The sequence below is a fragment of the Polaribacter sp. SA4-10 genome, from assembly GCF_002163835.1.
GTDB lineage: Bacteria > Bacteroidota > Bacteroidia > Flavobacteriales > Flavobacteriaceae > Polaribacter.
Genome location: NZ_CP019331.1, coordinates 840,002 through 865,582, shown reverse-complemented (window position 1 = coordinate 865,582; position 25,581 = coordinate 840,002). Strand labels below are relative to the sequence as shown.

General features: G+C 29.1%; 20 protein-coding genes. 9 read left to right on the top strand and 11 right to left on the bottom strand.

The window, feature by feature from the left end; genetic code table 11:
- The first annotated feature begins 4 nt into the window (after positions 1–4).
- Genes BTO04_RS03930 through BTO04_RS03920 form a run of 3 tightly spaced genes read left to right on the top strand, consistent with a single transcriptional unit; the run spans position 5 to position 2,447 of the window.
- Positions 5–706 carry an FKBP-type peptidyl-prolyl cis-trans isomerase gene (locus BTO04_RS03930; RefSeq protein WP_087563256.1) on the top strand — a complete coding sequence of 234 codons (702 nt, stop codon included), beginning with the start codon at positions 5–7 and terminating at the stop codon, positions 704–706.
- A 23-nt stretch (positions 707–729) separates the two neighbouring features.
- The gene (locus BTO04_RS03925; protein WP_087563255.1) at positions 730–1,887 is read left to right on the top strand and encodes a peptidylprolyl isomerase; all 1,158 of its coding nucleotides are present in this window, start codon (positions 730–732) and stop codon (positions 1,885–1,887) included.
- Positions 1,887–2,447, top strand: coding sequence for a phosphatase PAP2 family protein (locus tag BTO04_RS03920; protein ID WP_198342106.1), 561 nt, complete (start codon positions 1,887–1,889; stop codon positions 2,445–2,447). Before BTO04_RS03925 ends, BTO04_RS03920 begins: the two co-directional genes overlap by 1 nt.
- On the opposite strand, the gene BTO04_RS03915 is transcribed toward BTO04_RS03920, so the two are convergent.
- Positions 2,436–4,439: an LTA synthase family protein gene (locus BTO04_RS03915; protein ID WP_087563254.1), complete on the bottom strand. Its 2,004-nt coding sequence runs from the start codon at positions 4,437–4,439 to the stop codon at positions 2,436–2,438. The two genes, BTO04_RS03920 and BTO04_RS03915, sit on opposite strands and share 12 nt — an antisense overlap.
- A gap of 168 nt (positions 4,440–4,607) precedes the next feature.
- Here BTO04_RS03915 and pheT point away from each other — a divergent pair, with 168 nt between their 5' ends.
- The 3 genes from pheT (at position 4,608) to BTO04_RS03900 (ending at position 8,803) form a co-directional block, all read left to right on the top strand.
- A complete protein-coding gene (gene pheT / locus BTO04_RS03910) occupies positions 4,608–7,034 on the top strand; it encodes a phenylalanine--tRNA ligase subunit beta (RefSeq protein WP_087563253.1) in 2,427 nt (808 codons plus the stop codon).
- Positions 7,035–7,079: 45 nt separating this feature from the next.
- Positions 7,080–8,111 (top strand): quinone-dependent dihydroorotate dehydrogenase, encoded by a 1,032-nt coding sequence (locus BTO04_RS03905; protein WP_087565324.1) that lies wholly within the window; start codon positions 7,080–7,082, stop codon positions 8,109–8,111.
- Between the two features lie 65 nt (positions 8,112–8,176).
- Entirely contained in the window at positions 8,177–8,803 is a 627-nt protein-coding gene (locus tag BTO04_RS03900; protein ID WP_087563252.1) for a LysE family translocator, read from the top strand.
- Here the strand turns inward: BTO04_RS03900 and BTO04_RS03895 are convergent.
- Genes BTO04_RS03895 through BTO04_RS03885 form a run of 3 tightly spaced genes read right to left on the bottom strand, consistent with a single transcriptional unit; the run spans position 8,788 to position 12,876 of the window.
- Positions 8,788–9,978, bottom strand: a complete 1,191-nt coding sequence (locus tag BTO04_RS03895; protein ID WP_087563251.1) for a TIGR03862 family flavoprotein — start codon at positions 9,976–9,978, stop codon at positions 8,788–8,790. The genes BTO04_RS03900 and BTO04_RS03895 overlap by 16 nt on opposite strands.
- Positions 9,979–10,036: 58 nt before the next feature.
- The gene (locus BTO04_RS03890) at positions 10,037–11,218 is read right to left on the bottom strand and encodes an aspartate aminotransferase family protein (RefSeq protein ID WP_087563250.1); all 1,182 of its coding nucleotides are present in this window, start codon (positions 11,216–11,218) and stop codon (positions 10,037–10,039) included.
- A 2-nt stretch (positions 11,219–11,220) separates the two neighbouring features.
- Complete coding sequence (locus BTO04_RS03885; RefSeq protein ID WP_232455948.1) at positions 11,221–12,876, bottom strand: OstA-like protein; 1,656 nt, start codon at positions 12,874–12,876, stop codon at positions 11,221–11,223.
- 227 nt (positions 12,877–13,103) lie between these two features.
- Between BTO04_RS03885 and BTO04_RS03880 the strand changes: the two genes are divergently transcribed.
- Together BTO04_RS03880 and BTO04_RS03875 are read left to right on the top strand one after the other, a co-directional pair.
- Positions 13,104–14,540, top strand: coding sequence for an aminotransferase class V-fold PLP-dependent enzyme (locus tag BTO04_RS03880; protein ID WP_087563249.1), 1,437 nt, complete (start codon positions 13,104–13,106; stop codon positions 14,538–14,540).
- Positions 14,541–14,922: 382 nt separating this feature from the next.
- Positions 14,923–16,719, top strand: a complete 1,797-nt coding sequence (locus tag BTO04_RS03875; RefSeq protein ID WP_087563248.1) for a hypothetical protein — start codon at positions 14,923–14,925, stop codon at positions 16,717–16,719.
- A gap of 73 nt (positions 16,720–16,792) precedes the next feature.
- Here BTO04_RS03875 and BTO04_RS03870 read toward each other — a convergent pair whose 3' ends face one another.
- The 6 genes from BTO04_RS03870 to BTO04_RS03845 all read right to left on the bottom strand — a co-directional run bounded on the left by BTO04_RS03870 (position 16,793) and on the right by BTO04_RS03845 (position 23,702).
- Positions 16,793–18,064: an adenylosuccinate synthase gene (locus BTO04_RS03870; protein ID WP_087563247.1), complete on the bottom strand. Its 1,272-nt coding sequence runs from the start codon at positions 18,062–18,064 to the stop codon at positions 16,793–16,795.
- Positions 18,065–18,104: 40 nt separating this feature from the next.
- A complete protein-coding gene (locus tag BTO04_RS03865) occupies positions 18,105–18,557 on the bottom strand; it encodes a Fur family transcriptional regulator (RefSeq protein WP_087563246.1) in 453 nt (150 codons plus the stop codon).
- A 72-nt stretch (positions 18,558–18,629) separates the two neighbouring features.
- Positions 18,630–20,849: a bifunctional (p)ppGpp synthetase/guanosine-3',5'-bis(diphosphate) 3'-pyrophosphohydrolase gene (locus BTO04_RS03860; protein WP_087563245.1), complete on the bottom strand. Its 2,220-nt coding sequence runs from the start codon at positions 20,847–20,849 to the stop codon at positions 18,630–18,632.
- A 71-nt stretch (positions 20,850–20,920) separates the two neighbouring features.
- On the bottom strand, positions 20,921–22,153 hold the full coding sequence (locus BTO04_RS03855; protein ID WP_087563244.1) for a M48 family metallopeptidase: 1,233 nt from the start codon (positions 22,151–22,153) through the stop codon (positions 20,921–20,923).
- Positions 22,154–22,900 carry a polyphosphate--glucose phosphotransferase gene (gene ppgK / locus BTO04_RS03850; protein ID WP_087563243.1) on the bottom strand — a complete coding sequence of 249 codons (747 nt, stop codon included), beginning with the start codon at positions 22,898–22,900 and terminating at the stop codon, positions 22,154–22,156. It abuts the gene before it with no gap.
- Positions 22,901–22,904: 4 nt separating this feature from the next.
- A complete protein-coding gene (locus BTO04_RS03845; RefSeq protein WP_087563242.1) occupies positions 22,905–23,702 on the bottom strand; it encodes an RNA methyltransferase in 798 nt (265 codons plus the stop codon).
- Between the two features lie 155 nt (positions 23,703–23,857).
- Between BTO04_RS03845 and BTO04_RS03840 the strand changes: the two genes are divergently transcribed.
- Positions 23,858–24,058, top strand: a complete 201-nt coding sequence (locus BTO04_RS03840; RefSeq protein ID WP_087563241.1) for a hypothetical protein — start codon at positions 23,858–23,860, stop codon at positions 24,056–24,058.
- Positions 24,059–24,274: 216 nt separating this feature from the next.
- On the opposite strand, the gene BTO04_RS03835 is transcribed toward BTO04_RS03840, so the two are convergent.
- Positions 24,275–25,570, bottom strand: a complete 1,296-nt coding sequence (locus tag BTO04_RS03835; protein ID WP_087563240.1) for an amidohydrolase family protein — start codon at positions 25,568–25,570, stop codon at positions 24,275–24,277.
- Positions 25,571–25,581 lie beyond the last annotated feature (11 nt).

The following is a 25,581-nucleotide window of genomic DNA, read 5'->3' as shown; positions in this document are numbered from 1 at the left end:
AAAAATGAGAATTATTAAAAGTTTAGTAGCCATAACAATTGTAGCATCAATTTTTTCATGTGCAAATCAAAAAGCAGATGTTAAATCTTTAGAATCAGAAATAGATTCTGTTAGTTATGCAATTGGTTTAACAATGTCAGATCAATTAAAAAATGGGTTTGAAGATGTTAACAAAGATGTTTTAACACAAGCTATTAGAAATGGTTTAGATTCAACTAATTTATTACTAGAATCTAAAGAGATACAAAATGTTATAAAAAATTATTTTACAAAGAAAGCAGCATTACAAAAGAAAGAAGATTTACTGAAATCTGAGGTTTATAAAAAAGAAGGAGTTGCTTTTTTAGAAGCTAATAAAACAAAAGAAGGTGTTGTAACTACAGAAAGTGGTTTACAATATATTATCTTAAAAGAAGGAAAAGGAAAGAAACCAGTAGCAACCAGTAATATAAAAATTCATTACCACGGTATGTTAACTGATGGGACTGTTTTTGATAGTTCTGTAGATAGAAAAAAACCTTATGATTCAACAGCAAATCAATTTATAAAAGGGTTTAATGAAGGTTTACTTTTAATGAAAGAAGGAGCAAAATACAGATTTTTTATTCCTCAAGAATTAGCGTATGGACCATCACCAAGACCTGGAGTAATTAAACCTTATATGGCTTTAATTTTTGAAGTAGAGTTGTTAGAAATTAAAAAATAAGTAGCGTAATTAGCTAAAGAAAGATGAAACAAATTAAATATATACTTGCATTAACCGTTTTGTTTTCAGCATGTAAGTCTGCAAAATATGACGATTTAAATGATGGTCTTTACGCAGAAATACAAACAAGTAAAGGAAATATTTTATTAGAGTTATATGCAGAAAATACACCTTTAACTGTTAGTAATTTTGTTTCTTTAGCGGAAGGAAATAATCCTAAGTTACCAGATTCTATAAAAGGAAAATCATATTATGACGGTATTCGTTTTCATAGAGTCGTTAATAATTTTATTATCCAAGGAGGAGATCCTACAGAAACAGGAAGAGGAACGCCAGGTTATAGATTTGGAGATGAATTTCCTAGAGATACTGTAGGAGAATTATTATACAAACATAATGATGCTGGTATTTTGTCTATGGCTAATCCAGGACCAAATTCTAATGGAAGTCAGTTTTTTATAACTCATAAACCAATACCTCACTTAGATGGTAAACATGCTGTTTTTGGAAAAACAATTGTAAATTCTGCTGTTTTAAAAGGGTTAAAAAGTACAATTAAAGATTCCTTAAAGTTAGTTAAGTCTATTGATTCTATAAGAATGGCTGTTGTAAATAGCATTGTAAAAAATGATACAATACTCACTATTAAAATTATTAGAGTAGGCTCAAAAGCTGAAAATTTTAAAGCAGATAAAGTTTTTGAAGAAGAGTTTGTTAAATTTAATGAGTCTGAAAAAGAAAGAAACGCTGGTGTTCTTGAAGCTGAAAAAACTAGATATACTAAGTATTTAGAAGATAAAAAGGAATTTTTATCTGAAATGGGTGAAGCAAAAGCTACTAAAACAGCATCTGGTTTAAGAATTTTAAAATTAAAAAGTACTTCTGGTAAAAAAACGAATGCATATACACCACTTACTGCAAATTATATTTTGCATATAGCAAATGGTGAAAAAATTCAATCTACTTATGACACCGGAGGAAAACCATTTACTTTTCAGTTAGACGATGCGAAAAGACCTATGATTGCAGGTTTTAAAGAAGGTGTTTTAAAAATGAGAGAAGGAGAGAAAGCTAGATTATTTATTCCGTATTATATTGCATATGGAGAAAATAAGTTTGGACCTTTCCCACCAAAAGCTGATATTGTTTTTGAGGTAGAAATATTAAAAGTTGGTAAATAATGATTGAAAATATCCTAAATAAAGACAAAGAATTACTCATTTTTTTAAACAATTTAGGAACAGAACAATGGGATCCATTTTGGTTAGCAATTACGAACCAATTTCATTGGAGCCCATTGTTTATTTTAATTTTCTATTTGGTCATAAAGTCTTTTGGATGGAAAAGAGGTGGTTTTATGATTGTTTCTATGATATTGTTGGTTGCTTTTTCAGATCAATTTACAAACCTTATTAAGAATTCTGTACAGCGATTAAGGCCAAATAATGATCCAGAAATAAAACCCTTTTTAAGACATTTAATAAACCCACAGAGCTATAGTTTTACATCTGGACATGCAACTACATCTACCTTCTTTTCTGTTTTTGTAATTCTATTATTTAAACAAAAATACAAGCTTATTTACTTAATTTTATTATTCCCACTAATTTTTGCTTATAGTAGATTGTATTTGGGAGTACATTATCCAATAGATATTACAGTAGGAATTATTATAGGAGTTACTTTTGCAAACGGCTACTATTATCTATTTAAAAAAGTGGATAAAATATTATTCACTTAATTTTTTATTGTTAAAGTATAAGTACTTTGTAGAGTGATAGTAAGCAGATAATAAACTATCCATTTTCTGAGTTATAATAGGGTATTTACCTTTAATGTCTATTAACCCTTTTTTCTTTAAATTATACAAACCAGCAGTTTTTGTAATGTTAGTTTTAGAATAATATAAACTATCTTGAATTAGACCAGTTGCTGGCTCTCCGTTAATTTTTAAGTAAACAAAAGAAGCAGGTTTTGTAATCGTTGAATCCATTAAATTACTTCCTAACGTATAATTTGTATGATTAATTTTAGCCAAATTGGCTACAGTAGGAAATAAATCAATCAATTTTCCATTTTTAGAAATTGATTTTGGTTTTACAAATTTTGGTGCATGAATAAAAAACGGAACGTGTTGTAATTCAATGTTTAAATCAAATTCTTTAGCGTATTTATCTGTTCTTTTCATAGCCGTATTATGATCGCCAAAAAAGGCGAAAATTGTATTATCATAATACCCCGCTTTTTTAGCTCTTTTTAAAAACCGATTAATATTAAAATCTAAATAACGTAAGGCGTTTAATTGTGCAATAGATTTAAAACCAGAAGATGCCAAAAGTGGGGCAGAAATTTCATTTTCAGGAAGCGGTTTATACCCTTCTTTTTCATCCGGAACCGTAAAAGGCATATGATTAGATGCTGTTTGTATATAAGCAACAAAAGGTTTTTCTTGATGGTGTAATTTTACTAATTCTTTATCTGCTTCTTTAAAAAGTTCATAATCATCAATTCCCCAAACATCAGCTCTATTTTCTGTTTTATAACTTCCTTCTTCAAATATTTTTAATCCATTAATATTAGCTTGAAAAATTCCTCTAATATTTGCCCAGTTTGCACTCCCTCCTAAAAAATATAACTTCTCATAACCTTTAAATTGATCAAAAATAATTCGTTGATCAATTACCATAGGATTTCTAGATGCAGTTCTTACATTTTCAATATCTGGTAATCCTGTAATACTAGAAAAAACACTTGCTGCTGTTCCAGATTTATGAACATAAAAGTTAGAAAAATTAAGACTGGTTTTAATAATTGAATCCATTTTTGGAGTACTATTTATTGTGTTTCCATAAAAACTCATTGGTTTTACACCAACAGATTCCATCATTACAATTACAATGTTAGGCTTTTCTGTAAAAGTAGTATCAAAAACTACCTTTCTTTCAAATGAGATATTCTCTTTTGATAAACCAAATTGTTTCGCAATTACCGGATAATAATTTTTAAATTCTTTCATATTTACACCTTCACTTCTATAAGCAAAACTATCAAAGAAATAAATAACCGGATTTAAAGCAAACTGATTTACAGCGTTTTGTTTAGAAAAAAAAGCTTGACTCCAACGCAAAGGATAATGTGTAAAACTATTATAAACTCCAAAGGATAAGATTAAAAAAGTACTAATAAAATAGAATGCTTTTAGTTTTTTAGAAATCAAAACTTCAAAAGAACTATCAAACTGTTTATAGATGTACTTTGCAAAGAAATAGAGTATGAACCCAAGAATAATTAAGCTTAATAAACCTTTGTAAACGGGGTAACTTTCAACCAAAACTTGACCAGAAATCTTTAAATTAGTTAGAAAACGTAGCGAAGAAGCATCTAAACGAATGTTTAAATAATCGTAATAGCCAAAATCAATAAGATAGAATACAGTTAATATTAAAAAGGCCAAAACGGAGTATATGGCAGCTACTTTTTTATAAATACTTCTTTTAAAAAAATTATAATTAGCAATTATAATTAAAATTGCCATCGGAAAAAAAGTAAGAATTGCTAATTTTAAATCAAATCTAATTCCCAATAAAAAAGCTTTTCTAATTTCAATTGAAGAAGCCGTATTTAATTCTGCAAAAAAAAGATAAAAAATAACTCTAAATACAACAGCAAAAATAAATAAGAATAACACATTAGTAAAAATATACTTTATATAATTGGGAATTTTTTTTAACATCAAATATTTATTATTATCTGCAAAGATATTTATTTTATAACTATTAAAAATTGGTGTTAACACATTATTAACTCTTGTAAAAGAAACTTGTAATTTTTTTAGATTAATTAAGGGTTAAAAAAGGAGAATTTCAGTAAATTTGCATGCTAAAATCTTCAAGAAGAAAGAATGAAAATATCATATAACTGGTTAAAACAATTTTTACAAACAAATTGGGACGCTACTAAAACAGGTGAGTTATTAACTGATTTAGGTTTAGAGGTAGAAGGAATTGAAACCAAAGAATCTATTAAAGGGAGTTTGGAAGGAATCGTTGTAGGAGAAGTTTTAACGTGTGTTCAGCACCCTAATGCAGATAGATTAAAAATTACCACAGTAGATTTAGGAAATGGAGAACCTATACAAATTGTATGTGGAGCACCAAATGTAGCAGCGGGTCAGAAAGTACCGGTAGCAACAATTGGTACTGTTTTGTATGATGAAAATGGAGAAGGCTTTAAAATTAAGAAAGGAAAAATTAGAGGTGAAGAAAGTCATGGTATGATTTGCGCTGAAGATGAACTTGGCTTAGGAAAAGGTCATGATGGAATTCTAGTTTTAGATGCAGCATTGAAATCTGGAACAAAAGCAGCAGCTGTTTTTAATATAGAAATAGATTATGTTTTTGAAATTGGTTTGACTCCAAATAGAGCAGATGCCATGAGTCATTTTGGTGTTGCCAGAGATTTACGAGCTGGTTTAATGCAAAATGATATTAATTTAGAGTTAATATCTCCTTCAGTAGGTAATTTTCATGTTGATGAAAGAACGTTAAGAATTGACATAGATGTAGAAAATAGAGAATTAGCGCCGCGTTATTGTGGAATTACAATTACAGACGTTGAAGTAAAAGATTCACCAGAATGGATTCAAAATCGTCTAAAAGCAATTGGAATTACGCCAAAAAATAATATTGTAGATATTACAAATTATGTATTGCATGAATTAGGGCAACCTTTACATGCTTTTGATGCTCAGAAAATAAAAGGAAATAAAATTCTTGTAAAAACCTTAGAAGAAGGGACAAAGTTTACAACCTTAGATGAAGTTGAAAGAACATTAAGTGCAGAAGATATAATGATTTGTGATGCAGAATCTAATCCTTTATGTATTGCAGGAGTTTTTGGAGGAATTAAATCTGGAGTTACAGAACACACAACTTCAATCTTCTTAGAAAGTGCTTATTTTAATCCGGTTTCTGTAAGAAAAACAGCAAAACGTCATGCATTAAATACAGATGCTTCTTTTAGATTTGAAAGAGGAATTGATGTTAATTTTGCTGAATATGCGTTAAAACGTGCCGCGTTATTAATAGAAGAATATGCAGGAGGAAAAATGTCTTCAGATGTATTAGATTATTATCCAGAAAAACTAGAAGATTTTCAAGTTTTCTTATCCTATAAAAATGCAGATCGATTAATTGGACAAGAAATTCCAAGAGAAACAATTAAGAAAATTTTAGCTTCTTTAGAGATTAAAATTTCTAGTGAAACAGAAGGTGGTTTAGGTTTAACAATTCCTTCTTATAGAGCAGATGTTCAGCGTGAAGCAGATATTATTGAAGAGGTTTTAAGAGTTTATGGATATAATAATATTGAGTTTTCTCATAAATTAAATACATCAATTTCTTTTGATTCTACGAATGATGTAAAAATTGAAAATATTGTTGCAAATCAATTAACTTCTTTAGGTTTTAATGAAACAATGGCTAATTCGCTTACAAAAGCAGATTATATCAATTTATCAGAAAATTTAAATGAAGAACATAACGTAGAAATGTTAAATCCTTTAAGTAGCGATTTAAAAGTGATGCGTCAATCTTTACTGTTTAGTGGTTTAGAATCTGTGGTATACAATATCAATAGAAAGAATAATTCATTAAAGTTTTACGAGTTTGGTAAAACGTATCATAAATATGATGCAAAATACCAAGAAGATAAACATTTAACCCTTTTTGTAACTGGAAACAGAACTAAAGAAAATTGGAAAGTAGCGAATCAAAATTCAGATTTCTTTTATTTAAAAGGAATTGTAACTACTGTATTAAGTAGATTAGGAATAGATAACTTAAAAACGACGCCAACAAAATCAGATGTTTTTTCAGAAGGAATTTCATTGAGCTTAGGGAAGATTAAGTTGGTTGATTTTGGTGTTGTTAAGAGGTCAATTTTAAAAGAATTTAGCATAAAACAAGAAGTTTTATTTGCCGATTTTAATTGGGATACTATTTTGAAATTAGTTGGTAAAAAGAACGTTAAAGTATCTGAGTTGTCGAAGTTTCAAGCAGTAAAAAGAGATTTAGCTTTGTTGTTAGATGCTACAGTAGCATTTAAAGAAGTCTATAATTTAGCTTTTCAATCAGAAAAAAAATTACTGAAAAATGTAGATTTATTTGATGTTTACGAAGGAGATAAATTACCAGAAGGAAAAAAATCGTATGCAGTTAGCTTTTTATTACAAGACGAAACAAAAACGTTAGAAGACAAGCAAATTGATAAAATAATGCAAAAATTACAGCAAACATTCGAAAAGAATTTAGAAGCTGTTTTAAGATAATTTAGAAGCTCCATTTATTTGGGGCTTTTTTTATATTTAATGATTATGTATAAACTAATAATTCGCCCAATATTATTCTTATTCGACCCAGAAAAGGTTCATTATTTTACTTTTTCTTTGATTCGTTTTCTATGTAAAATTCCATTTGTTTCTGGAATCATAAGAAGCATGTATCAAATTAATGATGACAAACTAGCACGTACTTTATTCGGAATAACATTTAAAAACCCAGTTGGTTTAGCCGCTGGTTTTGATAAAAATGCAGTTTTATATAATGAATTGGCAAATTTTGGTTTCGGTTTTATAGAAATAGGAACTGTAACTCCAAAAGGACAAGTTGGTAATCCTACCAAAAGATTATTTCGTTTAAAAGATGATAAAGGAATTATTAATAGAATGGGTTTTAACAATGATGGTGTAGAAGCCGCAATAAAAAACCTAAAGAAGAATAAAGGTGAAATAATTATTGGTGGAAACTTAGGGAAAAACACATCTACTTTACCAGAATCCTATACAAATGATTATTGTGAAGTTTTTACAGAATTGCATCCTTATGTAGATTACTTTGTACTGAATGTTAGTTGTCCAAATGTTGGTAGTCATGCAAAATTAGATGATGTAGCCTATTTAAAAGAACTAATTACAGAAGTTCAAAAGCTGAATAATAAACAAGAAAAACAAAAACCAATCTTATTAAAAATTGCTCCCGATTTAAATAATCAGCAATTAGATGAAATTGTGGCATTGGTTGCAGAAACTAAAATTGATGGTGTAATTGCATCCAATACCTCTGTAAATAGAGAGGGTTTAAAGGTTTCTAAAGAACGTTTACAAGAAATTGGTAATGGAGGTTTAAGCGGACAACCAGTTAAAGATAGAAGCACAAAAGTGATTAAATATTTATCTGAGAAAAGTAATAAATCTTTTCCAATTATTGGAGTAGGAGGAATTCACTCTGCAGCAGATGCTTTAGAAAAACTGAATGCAGGTGCAGATTTGGTTCAGATTTACACAGGTTTTATTTATGAAGGTCCTAGCTTAATTAAGAAAATAAATAAAGCTATTTTAAATCAATAATTAGGTGACTTAATTTTTGTTAAGTTTACTATTTCTATATTGATAGGAATGAATATATATATTAAATGATAGAAACCTTATTCTCTTTTGTAATAGCTACTACTGTTTTGGCTTTTTCTCCAGGACCAGATAATGTTTTTGTACTTACACAAAGCATTGTAAATGGTAAGAAGTTTGGTTTAGCTACTGTTTTTGGATTGATGACAGGTTGTTTAATTCATACAACTTTAGTTGCATTTGGAGTTTCTGCTATTATTAAAGAAAATGATAATTTATTTTTTGCAATTAAACTCTTTGGATCAATTTACTTATTGTATTTGGCATATCAAGTTTTTAAAAGTGATGACAAAATTTTAATTTCTACAGAGAACGTTCAAGAAAAAACGACAAAACAATTATTTAAAACAGGATTTTTAATGAATGTTTTAAATCCGAAAGTTACTATTTTCTTTTTGGCTTTTTTTCCTAGGTTTTTGTTTTCAGAAACAATTTCAACTGTAATTCAGTTTTATATTTTAGGACTTCTCTTTATACTTGTTTCATTTACCGTTTTCTCTACAATAGCAATTCTTGCAGGTGCTATTTCATCTTATTTAAAACAACATAAAAAAGTTGGTTTTTATTTAAAATGGGGGCAAATAATTGTTTTTGTAGCAATTGCAATTTTCATATTGATTCAGTCTTCCAATTGATTTAAGTGTTTTGCCAATACAAAACCCATGCTAAAGCTACCTTGTAACAAATATCCTCCTGTGGGAGCATACCAATCTAACATTTCTCCAATTGCATAACAATTAGGTATCTTTTTACATTGAAAATTCTCATCAATTTCATCTAAAGAAATTCCGCCTAAAGTTGAAATCGCTTTATCAATTTTTTCTGAAGACTTTAGAAGAATGGGAAGCGATTTAATACTTTCTGCAAGTAAATCAAGATCTGAAAATGTTTCTTTATTTGTGAACTGTTTTAACAATCCAATGGAAGTTCTGTCTAGTTTTAAAACCTTTTTTAAAACATCAGTTACTTTAGATCGTTTAGCGTTTTTGTATTTAGCTTTTATTTGATCAACAGTCATTGTTGGTTTTAAATCTAAATGAATAACAACACTTTCTTCTGTAAGTAGTTTATCTTGAATTTTTTGACTTAAAGCATACATTGCATTTCCTTCAAGACCAAATTTAGAAATAACCAATTCTCCTTTAGAAAAATGATGATTAAAAGTCAAAGCAATATTCTTTAATGGTTTTCCTTCATGGGTAGTTATAAAATCGGTATTCCAATCTACTTCAAAAGCACAATTAGCGGCTCTAAATGGTACCACTTTTACACCACGCTCTTCAAAAGGTTTACTCCATTCTCCATCAGAACCAGTCACTTTCCAGCTTCCTCCTCCTAAAGCAAAAACAACAATATCAGTGTCAATATTTTCTGGATTTTCAAATTGTAGATCTCCTTTTTCATTCCAACCAATCCAATTTGTGTTTAGTTTAAATTCTATTCCTTTAGTTGCTATATGTTTTTTTATTTTATTGAGAACTTCAATTGGTTTCTGGTCTAAATCAGGAAAAACTCTGTTACTTGAGCCAATAAATGTTGGTATTTCAAGACGATTAAGCCATTTTATTAAATCTTCATTGGTAAATTGACGAAGTATAGAATCCATAAAATCACTTGGAAAATATTGATTTATAAATTCATCTATAGGAGCACTAAAAGTTAAATTCAATCCACCTTCACCAGCTACCAAAAACTTACTACCTACTATCTTCTTTTTTTCAAAAAGTGTCACTTTATACTTCTCTGTGTCTATTTGTGAAGCTAACATTAATGCTGCAGCACCACCTCCAATAATTGTCACGTTTTTCATAAAAATAAGGAGTTTTATTTAGGCTAAGTTATTAGAATAAGATTAAAAATGAAGGAAACTAGTTTAAAACTTCATCAATAGATTTTAAAAGTATTTTACAGCCTTCTATAATCTCTTCATCAGAAATTGTTAGTGGAGGCGTTATTCTCATTGCTTTTCCTTCAAACAATAAAAAGAAAAGAATTAATCCGTTTTCTAAACACTTATGAATGATTTTAGCAGCCAATTCTGGCGTTTCTACAATGGCAGCAAGCATTAAACCTTTGCCTCTAATTTCTTTAATAGCAGGATGTTGTAAATGCTTTTTTATAAGTTGTTCTTTTAATAGAGCTTGCGTAATTAAATCTTCAGCAATTATTTCATTTACAGTAGCTAAACCTGCTGCTGCAATTACAGGATGTCCTGCAAATGTAGAAATATGACCTAATTTTGGGTTGTCTTTTAACAAGCTCATCTTATCAAAAGAGGCAATAAAAGCACCAATGGGCATTCCGCCACCTAAACCTTTACCTGTAATTATAATATCCGGAATTACATTGTAATTTTCAAATCCCCAAAATTTACCTGTTCTTCCAATTCCTGTCTGTATTTCATCTAAAATTAATAACGCTCCAACTTCTTCACAACGTTTTTTTACTTTCGTCAAATAACCATTTTGTGGTTCTATAAAACCCGCGCCACCTTGTATTGTTTCTAAAATAACAGCAGCCGTTTTAGATGTTATTTTTGATAAGTCAGCTTCATTATTAAATGCAATAAAACGTATTCCAGGAATTAAAGGCCTAAAAGCTTGGTTTTGTCTTTCTACACCAGAAACACTCATAGCACCTTGCGTGTTTCCATGATAAGAATGTTTCGCAGCAATAATTTCTGTTCTTTCTGTAACCCTTTTTGCTAATTTTAAAGCACCTTCTGTTGCTTCAGTTCCTGAGTTTGTAATATAAACAGACGAAGAAGTTTCAGGTAAAGTAGCAGCTAATAATTTACATAACTCTACTTGAGGTTTTTGAATAAATTCTCCATAAACCATTACGTGAGAATAAGTGTCTAATTGATTTTTAATCGCTTCAGTTACCTTTGGATGATTGTGTCCTAAACTATTTACAGAAACTCCGGCAACAAAATCTAAGTATTTTTTTTCGGAAGTATTATAAATATAGCTTCCTTTTGCATGAGAAACTTCTATTGCAAGTGGGTGAGGAGAAGTTTGTGCTTGATATTTAAAAAAATCAGATTTCATAACTATTGCTTTTTAGTAGAGAAACCTAACTTTTCTTTTATCTCAGGTTTTGTTTTACCTGCTTTTTGCTTCAATTTTGATTTTTTTTCAACAATTGCAGAAGTGTTTTTTAAATCCTCTTTTTTAGTGGGCTCTTTTTCATTTTCATCATCTCTAATAAAAATATCTTCCCTCTTTTTAGGTTGTTCATTTTCGCGCCAAATAAAACCTTCAAGTACTCTTATGTCATCTGGTAATTTAGAAGGAGGATATGTTTTTCCATCAGAAGTATTTAAATATTTTATTGTTTCTATTACTCCTTTTTCTAAAGTGAACTCTATATTACTAGAAATTTCTTTGGTGATTGTTTCTAAAATATTTGTTTCTTCACTTCTATTAAAATAAACAGATTCTGCATTTCCTTTTACGAAAAGTAATCGGAGTTTATTCTTCTCAAATTTACCAAACATATTTCTACCTTTAATTTGATTGAAATCGTTTTCTGATAACGAATCTTTAGAAATAATAAAAGCATTATTTAATACTTTTAACGAATCTAATTTTTCTGTTTCTACATTAGAAAGTAAATGAATTGTATCTCCTGTAATTTGGTTTCTATCAGACCATAAAACAGGATTTTTAAACATTTTTGTTAACCCTGTAGCTTGGTTTGTATGAATAGAATCGCATTTTCCTTGCAAGTCAGACTTAAATATTTTTACGTTGTGGTACGTTCTTACAATTCGACTTTCAGCTTTACCTGTTACTAACAAAGTATCTCCATGAACAAACATAGAATCTTTATCTACAATTGAAATTGCAACTGCTTTTTTGATGATAAAAAGTGAATCTTTTAGTTCAAAAATTTCTGCATAATTTCCTTTTGTAATAAAATTCTGAATCGTATCAATGATGCTAATATTGTTGGTTGCTGATGCAAAACCTCTTTTTTTATCATAATACAAACTATCTCCTTCTACCGTTCTTTCTTTTAAATACAATTTTGCATTTTTAACAAAGTGAGAAATGTCTGTTTTTGTATTATAGAAACCTCTTTCGCAATAAATTCTATTCTCGTTTTCTGTATTTGTAATGGTTGATGGGCCATACAAATAAGTAAGACCAGATTCTGTATAATAATCTAAATGATTAGAAACTAAATTATGTTCAGGGTTTACAACAGTTACTCTTGTCGTTGCAGTAAATTTTTTATTTTCAAGGTAATAATTCCCTTTTTTACTTTTTAAAGTATTTGTAGTATCTTTTATAGTGGCAAAACTGTTGTAAAATAATTTCTGATTTAATCGATCAAAGTGAAGTGTATCAGAAGTCAACGTCATTGTTGGGTCTTTTAAAACAACATTTCCCCAAGAAAGTGCTTGTTTAGAATTTGCGTCATAATCAGAGTAATCACTGGTTTGTGTAATGGTATCACCTTGCTTAATTAATACGTTACCAATAGCTTTAAAGAAGTTTTTTTCTTTGAAAAAAAATGCTTTTTGACATGTTAGAATAATTCCGTCATGTTTAATTTTTACTTTTCCTAGCAGAACAGTTGCTCCCGGATATTTCTCTTCATCTGCAAATTGATATTCAGAATTTTCTATGATAATCTTTCTTGTTTGTGAAGAAAGAACGCATGTAGAAAATAAGAAAAATAAAAAAAATATTCTTTTCAAGATTTTGATTTTGAGACAAAAATAATGAAAAGAATATGGCTATCTGCTAAAGAAAAGTGAAATTTAATTGTAATCGAAATTTCATTATTTATTTACTAAAATAGATAAAGTGTTGAAATTTACATTTTCATAAAAATTAACCTATATTTTTAATAATTTTGTAAAAACATAATTTACTTTTACACAAAAATTAACCTGATTATTATAACTTTATAAAAAACAACATAATGAAATCACCTTTTGATTTATCTATTGAAGAAATGAAATCTTATGGTTATAAAATAGTAGATCTAATTGTAGCTCATTATTCTGAAGTTGAAAATAAAAAACCAGTGAGTAAAGCTTCTAGAGAAGAAATGGATACCATTTTTTTACAAGAAGCGCCAGAAAATGGAATGCCAGCAGATGAAGTTTTAGATTTTGTTATGGATAATGTGATGCCAAATAGTAATATTTCTACGCATCCAAAAGCTTTTTCTTTTGTGCCTGGTCCAAGTAATTTTATAAGCACAATGGCAGATTCTTTGGCAACAGGTTTTAATATTTTTTCTGGTGGATGGATTGTTTCTCCTTCTGCTGCAGAATTAGAAATTGTTACCATGAATTGGTTATTAAAAATGTTTAATTTTCCTGTAACCAAAGGAGGAGGAATCTTTACTAGTGGTGGCTCTATGGCGAATTTAACTGCTTTGGTAACAGCAAGAAGAATAAAATGTGGAAGTGATTTTTCTAAAGCAGTTATTTATTTATCAGATCAGGCGCATTCATCAAACATTAAAGCAATTAGAGTTATCGGTTTTAAAGAAGAACAAGTTAGAATAATTCCTACAGATTTAGAATTCAGGTTTAGCATCAATAAACTAAAAAATGAAATAGCAAAAGATAAGTTAGAAGGAAAATTGCCTTTCTGTATTATTGCTACTGCCGGAACCACAAATACTGGAACTGTAGACCCTTTAGATGCAATTGCAGATATTTGTGAAAAAGAGAATTTATGGTTTCATATTGATGGAGCTTATGGAGGTGCAGCAATTTTATCTAAAAAAGGAAGTAGGACTTTAAGAGGAATTGAACGTGCAGATTCTTTAACTGTAGATCCTCATAAATGGTTCTTTCAACCTTATGAAATTGGCTGTTTATTAGTGAAAGATGCTTCTTGGTTAAGCAATACTTTTAGTGAAAAACCTGAGTATTTAAGAGATATTGAAGGAAATGAATCTGAAATTAATTTTTATGATTATGGAATTCAACTAACAAGAAGATTTAGAGCATTAAAATTTTATATGTCTATTAAAACATACGGATTAAAGACATTTAAAAAAGCCATTTCTTATAATATTGATTTAGCAGAAGAGACAGAAGATTTCTTAAGAAAAAGTAAAAATTGGGAAATTGTATCTCCAGCAACTTTAGCGATTATCAACTTTAGATACAATCCTTTAGGTCTTAATTTGTCTGAGAAAGAATTAGATACCTTAAATCAGCAAATATCTGCTAAAGTAGTAGCCTCTAAGGAAGCTTTGTTGGTTACTACAGTTTTGCAAAATCAAATTGTGATTAGAATGTGTTTAATCAACCCAAAAACTACCATAAATCATATTAAAGAAACTTTAGAACAATGTAATTCGTTTGGTAAAGAGATTTTAAAGGAGTGGAAAAAATAGTTTTAAAATAAGGAATAACAGTTAATAATTATAATACAATTTTTGTAAAGAAAAGAAGTGAAATTAACTTTAACGACCTCACAATATTAAGCGATAAGTTTTTAATTATTTGCCTTTATTGGTTGATATAATTTGATCTGTTTTTATGAAAGAAACTAATTGAAGTATACTTACTAAGCAATCAAAAAAGTAGATTATAGTTTTTGGTTTTGTTCATAAAAAAGATAATAATAGAGTAAGTATTTAACTTGTAACCATCAACTTATAAAACAAAGCAATTAATGAAGTTTCATCGTTTCCGTATTTCTTTTTTAGTGTGATAAAAGTCATGTTTTTCAACTGTAAATATGAATACATTGCGTGCTTAAAAATAAATTAAATAATGAAAAACGCGCATTCATTCCATATTCCTGTAATGGGAATTGGATTCACAATAGATTCTCCATTAAAAGTAGCTCAATATGGTATAGACTCTGTAGTTTCTTTGGTTGATGACATTCTTATTGAGAAATTAAGAAAAATTTATAGCGAAAAATTAGAAGTTCCTTATAAAGAAATTTCAGACAAAGTAGATGATTTTAGAGCAAAAAGAATTACCTCTTATTTAAATTTTATCCAAGAACAAGCAGAAAAGAAATTTAATGCTTTAAAAAATGTAACTACAGAAACTACGGAAGCATTAAAAGATTATTTAGAAATGCTTCCAGAAAGTTCTATTCTTAGAAAAGAATTTACAAAACTTACCACTAAAGATTATTCTCCTTCAAAATTGAAAGATTGGGCACATGAGAATTTAACAATGGGAAGTATTGATGTAAATATCATGACTAAAATTGATAAAGAAAATTTTTTAAATAAAGAACAATTACCGGTAGAATATAATGATGCTCATGCAGCTCTTAGAGGGTATGCACAAAGTTCATTATCATCTTCATTGGTTTTATCTGCAGGATTAAATTCTCGTTTGTATTCTTACATTAGTAATTTTAGTGACTTTTATCCTGATGAAAATGGAATTATAAAAAAGAAAATTATTTTAAAAGTTAGTGATTATCGTTCTGCATTTATCCAAGGAAAAATTTTAGCAAAAAAAGGTTTATGGGTTTCTGAATACCGAATAGAATCGGGTTTAAATTGTGGAGGGCATGCTTTTGCAACAGATGGTTTTCTATTAGGACCTGTTTTAAAAGAATTTAAAGAAAAGAGAAGTGAACTAAAAAGTCAAATTCAAGAATTCGTATTTTCAAATATTAAAGCTGAAGGTAAAACGTTACCAAATACAGATTTAAAGTTAAAGATAACTGCACAAGGAGGTGTAGGAACAGAGGAGGAGCAAACTTTTTTATTGGAAGAATATAATATTGATTCTGTAGGTTGGGGAACTCCATTCTTGTTAGTACCTGAAGCTACAACGGTAGATGATGATACTTTAGAAAAATTAACAAAAGCCAAAGAAGAAGATTTGTATTTAAGTAATACATCTCCTTTAGGCGTGCCTTTTAATACGTTAAAAGGGAATACAAAAGATGTACAAAAAAAAATAAATATTGATAAAAATAGACCAGGAAGTTCTTGTCCTAGCAAGTTTATTGCTTTAAACAAAGAGTTTAAAGAGGCTGGTTTGTGCACTGCATCAAGAGAATATCAATATTTAAAAATAAACGAGTTAGAAACTTTAGAGTTTTCTAAAGAAGAAAAAACTAAAAAATACAATCAAATTATAGAGAAATCTTGTATTTGTGTTGGTTTAGGAACTTCAGCTTTAATTGTAAATAATGCGAGTACAGCCAAAACAGGTGCTGGTGTTTCTGTTTGTCCTGGTCCAAATATGGCTTATTATTCTAAAATTATGAGCTTAAAAAACATGACAGACCATATTTATGGAAGAGGGAATGTAATTGATAGAACAGACAGGCCTAATATGTTTATAAAAGAACTAAACCTTTATTTTGATTATCTAGAAAATAAATTAGAAGAAGTAAAGACTTCTATGGATAAAAAACAAAAGCGTTATTTAGTTAAATTTAATAAGAACCTTCAAGAAGGTATTGCTTATTATACTGAATTATTTTTAACTCAAAAAGAACGTTTTGTTGATACTAAAGAGATACTACTTGAAACTTTGGAAGTAAAAGGGAAACAATTACAGTGTATCAGTTTAGAAATAGAGAACTTATAACTATTAGGGTAAATTTAAAAAGCATCTTTTAATTTCTTAAAAGATGCTTTTTAATATATAAGATAGTGTAGAATTATCTTGTAATTGTTTGTTTTCTATCTGGACCAACAGAAACAATTTTTACGGGTACTCCCGTTTCTTTTTCTATAAAAGCAACATAATCCATTAAATTTTTAGGAAGTTGATCTGCAGAAGTCATTTTTGTTAAATCTTCATCCCAACCTTTAAATTCAGTGTAGTTTACAGAAACATTTTCTGGTTCAATATTATATGGAAAATGAGAAATCTCTTTACCTTTATAATTATAAGTCGTACATACTTTTAAAGTATCAAAACCAGAAAGTACATCACCTTTCATCATCATTAATTGTGTAACACCATTAACATCTACAGCGTATTTTAAAGCTACTAAATCTAACCAACCACAGCGTCTTGGTCTTCCAGTAGTTGCTCCAAATTCATGACCAATTCTTGCCATTTCTGCTCCATCATTATCAAATAATTCAGTAGGAAAAGGACCAGAACCAACACGAGTTGTGTAGGCTTTAAATATTCCAAAAACATCTCCAATTCTATTAGGTGCAACTCCTAAACCAGTACAAGCACCAGCGGCAGTTGTATTAGAAGAAGTTACAAAAGGATAGGTACCAAAATCAATATCTAACAAAGAACCTTGCGCTCCTTCTGCTAAAATTGTTTTTTTATCTTTTATGGCTTGGTTTAAAAAGGCTTCACTATCAATAAATTGTAAAGTTCTTAATTTATCAATTCCTTTACAAAATTCTGCTTCTAATTCTTTTAAATCATATTCTACTTTAACATCAAAGAATTCTAACATTTTAATGTGCTTTTCTGTTAAAGCATCATATTTTTCTTTCCAGTTGTCCATTTCTAAATCTCCAACACGCATTCCGTTTCTGCCAGTCTTGTCCATATAAGTTGGACCAATTCCTTTTAATGTAGAACCAATTTTTGCTTTTCCTTTAGAAGTTTCTGATGCTGCATCTAACAACCTGTGTGTTGGTAAAATTAAATGTGCTTTTCTAGAAATTAATAATCTAGAAGTATAATCTATATTATGTTTGTCTAAATTTTCTAATTCTTTTTTAAAAATTACGGGATCTATAACAACACCATTGCCAACAACATTTAAAGCTGTTTTATGAAAAATTCCAGAAGGAATTGTATGTAAAACGTGTTTGAATCCATCAAAAATTAATGTATGACCTGCATTTGGCCCACCTTGAAAACGTGCAATTATATCGTAATTTCTTGTAAGAACATCTACAATTTTACCTTTTCCTTCATCTCCCCATTGTAACCCTAGTAATAAATCTACTGCCATTAGTTGTGTTAATTTGTTGTTTGTGTTGTTGTATTATTGTTTAAGATTTGTCCTTTTTTGTTGTTCCGTAAAAATAAAGTGAATGATTAAGAATGTCAATATCAAAAACGTCTTCTATCGTTTTTTTAATAATTTGTATTCTAGGATCACAAAACTCTTTCACTTCTCCTGTATCTGTAAAAATTACATGATCGTGATTTTTATCAAAATAACTTTTTTCATAACGTGCCATAGATTGTCCATCAAACTGATGTTTTCTCACCAAACCGCAATCTAAAAGTAAATCTATTGTGTTGTAAAGAGTAGCTCTACTAACACGATAGTTTTTATTTTTCATTTTAATATACAAAGATTCTATATCAAAATGTTCTTCAGCCACATAGATTTCTTGAAGTATAGCATACCTTTCAGGTGTTTTTCTGTGTTTGTTATCTTCTAAATATGTAGTAAAAACTTTTTTAACTATTTCTTGATTCTCAAGAGCATTACCCATGTGCTTAATTTTTACGAAAAAACAAATTTACAGTTATTTCTGAACAAAATTCACTTTTTAAAAGAATGATATTTACAAAGTATTAACACGTTCTACTTTTTTAACACCTTCCAGTTGTTTTATGCTTTTAATTAACTTGTTTAGCTGCGGTGAATTCTTAACACTTAAAGACAGTTTTCCTTCAAAAACCCCTTCATCTCCAGCAATATTTATACTATGTATAAGAACGCCCATATTATTAGAAATGACACGTGTTAAATTGTTAATAATTCCTTGGTCATCTACTCCGTTAATATGTAAAATAGCTTTAAAATCTTGTTTTGTAGAGTCTATCCATTTTGCAAGTATTATTCTGTAAGCATAATGAGACTGCAAAGAAATTGCATTTGGACAGTTTTGTTTATGTACTTTAATTCCTTCATTTATTGTTAAGAAACCAAATACTTTATCTCCAGGAATTGGATTACAACATTTAGATAATTTATAATCTAATTTACCTTCCTCTTTTCCAAAAACTAAGGCATCATATTTGTCTGTAACTTCTTCTATATGGTGCTCTTGTTTGTTACTAGGGTTTCTTCTTAATTTTGTTTTAAAAAAGTTTAAAATAGTACTATTTCTTTGTGATACAAATGCTTTTAATTGTGTGTTATCAATTGCTCCGTTCCCAATTCTGTAAAACAAATCAAAACTTGTTCTTAATTTAAAATAATTAACTAATTCATTTACTGTTTTATCATTAAACGTAATTTTTAAATGACGAAGTTTACGTTGTAAAATTGCTTTTCCTTCTTCTGCAATTTTTTTCTCTTCATCTTTTAAAGCTGCCCTAATTTTGGTTTTTGCTCTTGCTGTAATAACAAAATCTAACCATCTAGCATTGGGCTTATTTGTAGAAGTTGTAATAACCTCTATTTGATCTCCACTTTTTAAGGTATGACTTAGCGGAACCAATTTTCCGTTTACTTTTGCACCTCTACATTTTAAACCAACATCTGTATGAATTGAAAAAGCAAAATCTAATGTTGAAGCATTTTTTGGAAGCGATATTAAATCACCTTTTGGTGTAAATACATAAATTTCTTTGGCATATAGGTTTAGCTTAAAGTCTTCTACAAAATCAACAGCATTTAAACTTTGAGTCTCTAACGTTTCCTTTAATCTATTTAACCAGCCTTCTAGACCTTCTTCTTTTGTTTCTACTTGTTTGTACTTAAAATGTGCGGCATATCCTTTTTCTGCTATTTCATTCATTCTTTCAGAGCGAATTTGTACTTCTACCCATTTTGCATCAGGGCCAACAACAGTAATATGTAAAGCTTCATAACCCGTAGATTTTGGTTGAGAAATCCAATCTCTTAAACGAGAAGGGTTGGGTTTAAAGTAGTCTGTTACAATAGAATAAATTTTCCAAGCATCAAATTTTTCATCAGTAGAAGTTGGGGTAAATATAATTCTTATAGCATATTTATCATACACTTCATCAAAAGTAACATTTTGACTTCTCATTTTTTTTCTGATGGAATAAATGGATTTGAATCGTCCTTTTATATCATATGAAAAATCTTCTTTGTCTAGGCCTTTTTTTAGTGTATCTGTAAATGTATCTAAATATTTTTTCTGATCTTCTTTACTTTCTTTAATTTTAGTTACAATATCATTAAAAACTTCTGGTTCTGTATATTTTAAACCTAAATCTTCTAGCTCTGTTTTAATATTATATAAACCTAATCTATGTGCTAATGGAGCATAAATATATAAGGTTTCTGAGGCAATTTTTACTTGTTTGTGTGCTGGCATTGCATCCATAGTTTGCATATTGTGCAATCTGTCTGCAATTTTTATTAAAATAACTCTTACATCATCATTTAATGTAAGCAGCATTTTTCTAAAATTCTCTGCCTGTATAGAGGCATCTTGTTCTTTATTTAAACGAGATATTTTAGTTAATCCGTTTACAATTCTTGCAATAGTTTCACCAAACAATTGCTCCATATCATCTAGCGTGTATTCTGTATCTTCTACAACATCATGTAATAAAGCTGCAGCAATAGAGGTAGCGCCTAAACCAATTTCCATCGCAACAATTTTTGCTACTGCAATTGGATGAAAAATATAAGGTTCACCAGTTCTTCTTCGTTGTTTAGAATGTGCATCTACGGCAATATCAAAAGCTTTTCTTATTAGTTCTTTATCTTCTTTTGATAAAACCTCATAAGTACCTTTTAACAAATTTTTGTAACGATTTGCTATTTCTTTATTTTCTTCTTCTATAGTTGCTGTATATGCCATAAATCCCGCTCTTAGATTTGTTTTATAAATCTAAAGTGAAATTAGGATAAAGAATTTTAACAAACAAGTAATTACTTTTCTAAATTTTTAATTCTTTCTAATAAAGTTGGATGAGAATAATGCATAAAAACATAGGCTGGATGTGGAGTTAAATTACTCAAACTATTCTTTGATAGTTTCTTAAGTGATGTAATTAATGGAGTCGCTCCAAAAGTTTCTTTCGCAAAATTATCTGCTTGATATTCAAATTTACGTGAAACATAATTCATGAATAAACCCGTAATTTCTGAAATTGGAGAATACAAAACCCCAAAAGCAATTAAACCGATATGAAAACTGGGTAGTGAAACTCCTAAAGCTTCAGATAAGACGGGTGATTTAATAAATAAGGATAAAATATACAAGGTAAAACCTGTGAGTAGGATAGAAGTAGTTAAATTAAAAAGGATGTGTTTTCTTTTATAATGTCCTACTTCATGCGCTAAAACTGCTACAATTTCATCAGTTTCTAAGTCGTTTATTAAGGTGTCAAAAAGTGTAACTCTTTTCTGAGAACCAAATCCAGAAAAATAAGCATTTGCCTTTGTAGAACGCTTTGAGCCATCAATTACAAAAACATTATCAAGTTTAAAACCAACATTTTTTGCATAATTCTCTATGGCTGATTTTAATTCTCCTTCTTCTAATGGAGTTTGTTTGTTAAATAAAGGAACAATCAATTTTGCGTAAAACATATTCATAAATATTGAAAAAACGGCGACTAATATCCATGCGTAAATCCAAAAATCTTTTCCTGCAAGTTGATAAAACCAAATAATAAGCGATATAATTCCTCCACCTAAAATAATACTCATAAACAAACCTTTTAATTTATCTAACCAAAATAATTTTCTAGTAGATGTATTAAAACCAAATTTTTCTTCAATCACAAAAGTCTTATAGTAAGAAAAAGGTGTTGTTAAAATATCTGAGCCTATCATTATAATTCCAAAGAAAATAAGCGCAACCAAAATTGAATTTTGAGAATAACTTCTTGCAAAATTATCTACTAATTTAAAACCATCAAAAAAGAAAAAAGCCAATGATAACAGTAATGAAAACAAAGAAGTAAATTTAGAAAACGTATAATTTGTCTTTTTATAAGCTTGTGATTTTTTGTATTCATCTTCATTATAGATGTCTGCTAATTTCTCCGAAATTTTGTCATCAAAATGTTTGGCATTTAAAGTATCTAAAATTTTATCGATGATAAAACTGATAATTAATATTGCTATTAAAATGTAGAATAAAGTAGTAGGATTCATTTATTTTGAGTGTTTTTGTTTGGCATAAATTGAAGCTCCAATAATACCTGCATTATTCCTGAATTCTGCTACTTTAACAGGAACATCTGTTGTTAAATGTTGTTTAAATTCATCGTGTTTTTTACTAATTCCGCCACCTAAAATTATTAAACTAGGAGAAAAAACAATTCTTATATATTCTAAAAGTTCATCAAATCGTAAAGCCCATTGTTTCAGTGTTAAACCTTCTTTTTTCCTTATTGAATCTGCTGTGTAAAACTCAATAATTTCGCCATTAGTATGTAGCATTTTTCCAATTTCTAAATTGGGAATTAACTTTCCTTCATAAAAAAAACCAGAACCAATTCCTGTTCCAATAGTAACAACAATAGTCACTCCTTTTTCATTTTTTCCTGCACCTAAACTTAATTCTGCAAGACCTGCTAAATCTGCATCATTACTTACATAAAAAGGAAGTTTACATTCTTTTTTAAAAAGCTTATCAACTTTAACGCCTAACCATTCTTTACTTAAGTTTCCTGGATGAATGCATTTACCATTAACAATGGTGGTAGGAAAACTACAGCCAACTGCTTTTTTCCAATTAAAATGTTCTACCATTTCTTTTACAACTTTAGAAATAGCCTCTGGTGTAGCCGGTTTTGGGGTTGGAATTCGATGTCTTTCAGAAATTAAATCTCCTGTTTTTGTATCTATTATGGCAGCTTTAATTCCTGATCCTCCAATGTCTATTCCTAGTGCTTTCATAAATTTAGTTTTTAAAGTCTCGTTGTCTTTTTGCTTCAAAAAGAATAATAGCAGCAGAAACAGAAACATTCATAGAATCTATTTGTCCTTGCATGGGTATCTTAATATTTTGAGTAGCTTTTTCTCTCCAGATTTCTGTTAAACCAGTTGCTTCTGTACCAACAACAATTGCAGCTGCTTTTGTGTAATTTTCTGTGTGATATTCGTTAGAGTTTTGCAAAGTTGCAGCATATATATTGATGTTGTTTTCTTGCAGAAAATCAATAATTTCTTCTGAAGTTCCTATTGCAATTTGATTGGTGAAAACACAACCAACACTCGATCTTATTATATTAGAATTATATAAATCACTTTTAGGATCTGCTATAAAAACGGCATCAATATTTGCAGCATCTGCAGTTCTTAATAATGCACCAATATTTCCTGGTTTTTCTAATCCTTCAGCAATTAAAATTAATGGTTTTTCATTCTTAAACTGAATGCTATTCAAGGAGAAATCTTTCGCTTTTGTAACCGCTATAATTCCTTCAGTAGAACCTCTATACGCTAATTTTTGATAGACTTCCTTCGCTATTTTTATTCTATTAATGTTGCTATTAAACAAGTGTAAAATTTCATCTTCAGAAATTACATCCTCTAAAAATAAAACAGTTTCGAAGTCATATTTTGCTGCTATTGCCAAAGAAATTTCTCTTTTTCCTTCAATAACAAACAAACGTTGTTTTTTACGTTCACGAGATTTCTCTTGCAGTTTTAGTAAGTCTTTAATATACTGATTGTGAATGCTTGTAATTTCTTTCAATGTTATTTTTTTAAAAAACAAATATACCTAATTGTAGGTATTGTTCATCTTCTCTTTTAAACAAATATTTGTAACATATTAATTGTAAAAACCACAAGATGAAATAAGTTAACTTATTATTACTTTTTGTTTCTATTACTTTTTTAAGTTTAGAAATGACAGCGCAAAGTGTAGAACGGTATACATATCATAGTACTGATGGTAATGTTTCCTTATATTATAAACAAAGTGAATATGGAGTAACTTTTAGAGCTTTAAACAAAAGAAATAAAGCTGTTTATGTTAAAGTTAATAATGTGAAAAGTACTTGGTCTAATGGTCAGAATCGTAAAAGACAGTACATATTGGTTTTGTGAAATCTGGAGTAGCTTCTAATTTAGATAATTATGCTAAAATAAAAGGATGGAGATTTTCTGGATGGGAATGGTCTGAAAAATCTTTTAAACGTTATTAAACAATACGATTTGTAAAGCAGTATTAAATGTATTTAAAATTCTATGAAAAGGAAAATGTAGTTTATTGTTAACTTTTTTTGATTAAAAAGGCTCGCAATTGCGAGCCTTTTTTTGTGATTATTTAGATTTATATTTATTGGAATAACGTTTCCAGAGTTTAGTTTGATGTGTTTCTAAACTAATTTTTCTCCCTTGAATAAAAGCTTCGGTTAAAATATTTCCTCTCATATCTAAGGCATCACCTTCAGAAATAAATAAGGTAGCATCTTTACCTGTTTCTAAAGTTCCAACAAGATTATCAATACCTAAAATTTTAGCTGTATTAGAAGTCAATAATTGTAAAGCAACTTCTTTATCTAAACCATGAGCAGCAAAAGTACCTGCATAAAAAGGCAAGTTTCTTGTATTCATACGTTCCATTTGACCTTCCATTCCTAAACTCACTAAAACACCTTTATCAGTTAAAACTTTAGCAATTGTGTAGGTATAATCATACGCATCATCTTCACTATTTGGATTTCTGTGAGGTCTATCTAGAATTACAGGAATATTATTTTTTACTAATAAATCTGCAACTTTTTCTGCTCCTTCACCATGAACTAGCACAATATCATCAATACCTAATTCTTTACTAATACGTATCGCATCTGTAATTTCTCTTTGTCCACTTGCATGAATAAAAAGTTTTTGAGAACCATTAAATAAACCAACTGTAGCTGTAAAAGGCAGGTTTTTTATTGATTTATCTCCAGCTAAATAGTTTTTAGCGTTGTTAAAATAAGATTTAATATTATCAATATTTTTCACATATTTTTTGTCCGGTTTTAAAGCAGGATCTTCTCCAAGCCACCAACGACCTCTGGTAAAACTACTTGGCCAATCTATATGAATTGCATCATCGGTTTTAATGCTTGCATCTTCCCAGTTCCAGGCATCCAATTGTACAATTGATGATGTTCCAGAAATTGTTCCTCCTCTTGGCGTAATTTGTGCCATTAAAACACCATTTGGGCGCATAGATTCTACAACTTTACTTTCTGCATTATAGGCTATTAAACTTCTAATATGCGGATTCATAGCTCCTGTTTCGCTTTCATCTGATGAAGCTTTTACAGCATCAATTTCTACCAAACCTAAAGATGCATTTGCAGCAATAAAACCTGGGTACACATGTTTTCCATTTGCTTTAATTATTTTTCCCATTCGTGCAATCTTTGTCATTGCACTGCCAACAAAAGCAATTTTACCCTCTTTAAACATGATTAAGGAGTTTGTAATTACTTTTCCATTTCCTAAATGAGCAGTTGCTCCTTCAATAGAAATTGCTTCTACTTGTTTATTTGCTGGTGTTTGTTGTGCTAAGATATTTCCTGATAAGAAGAAAAATAGCAGACTATATATAATTTTTTTCATAATTTTAGTTT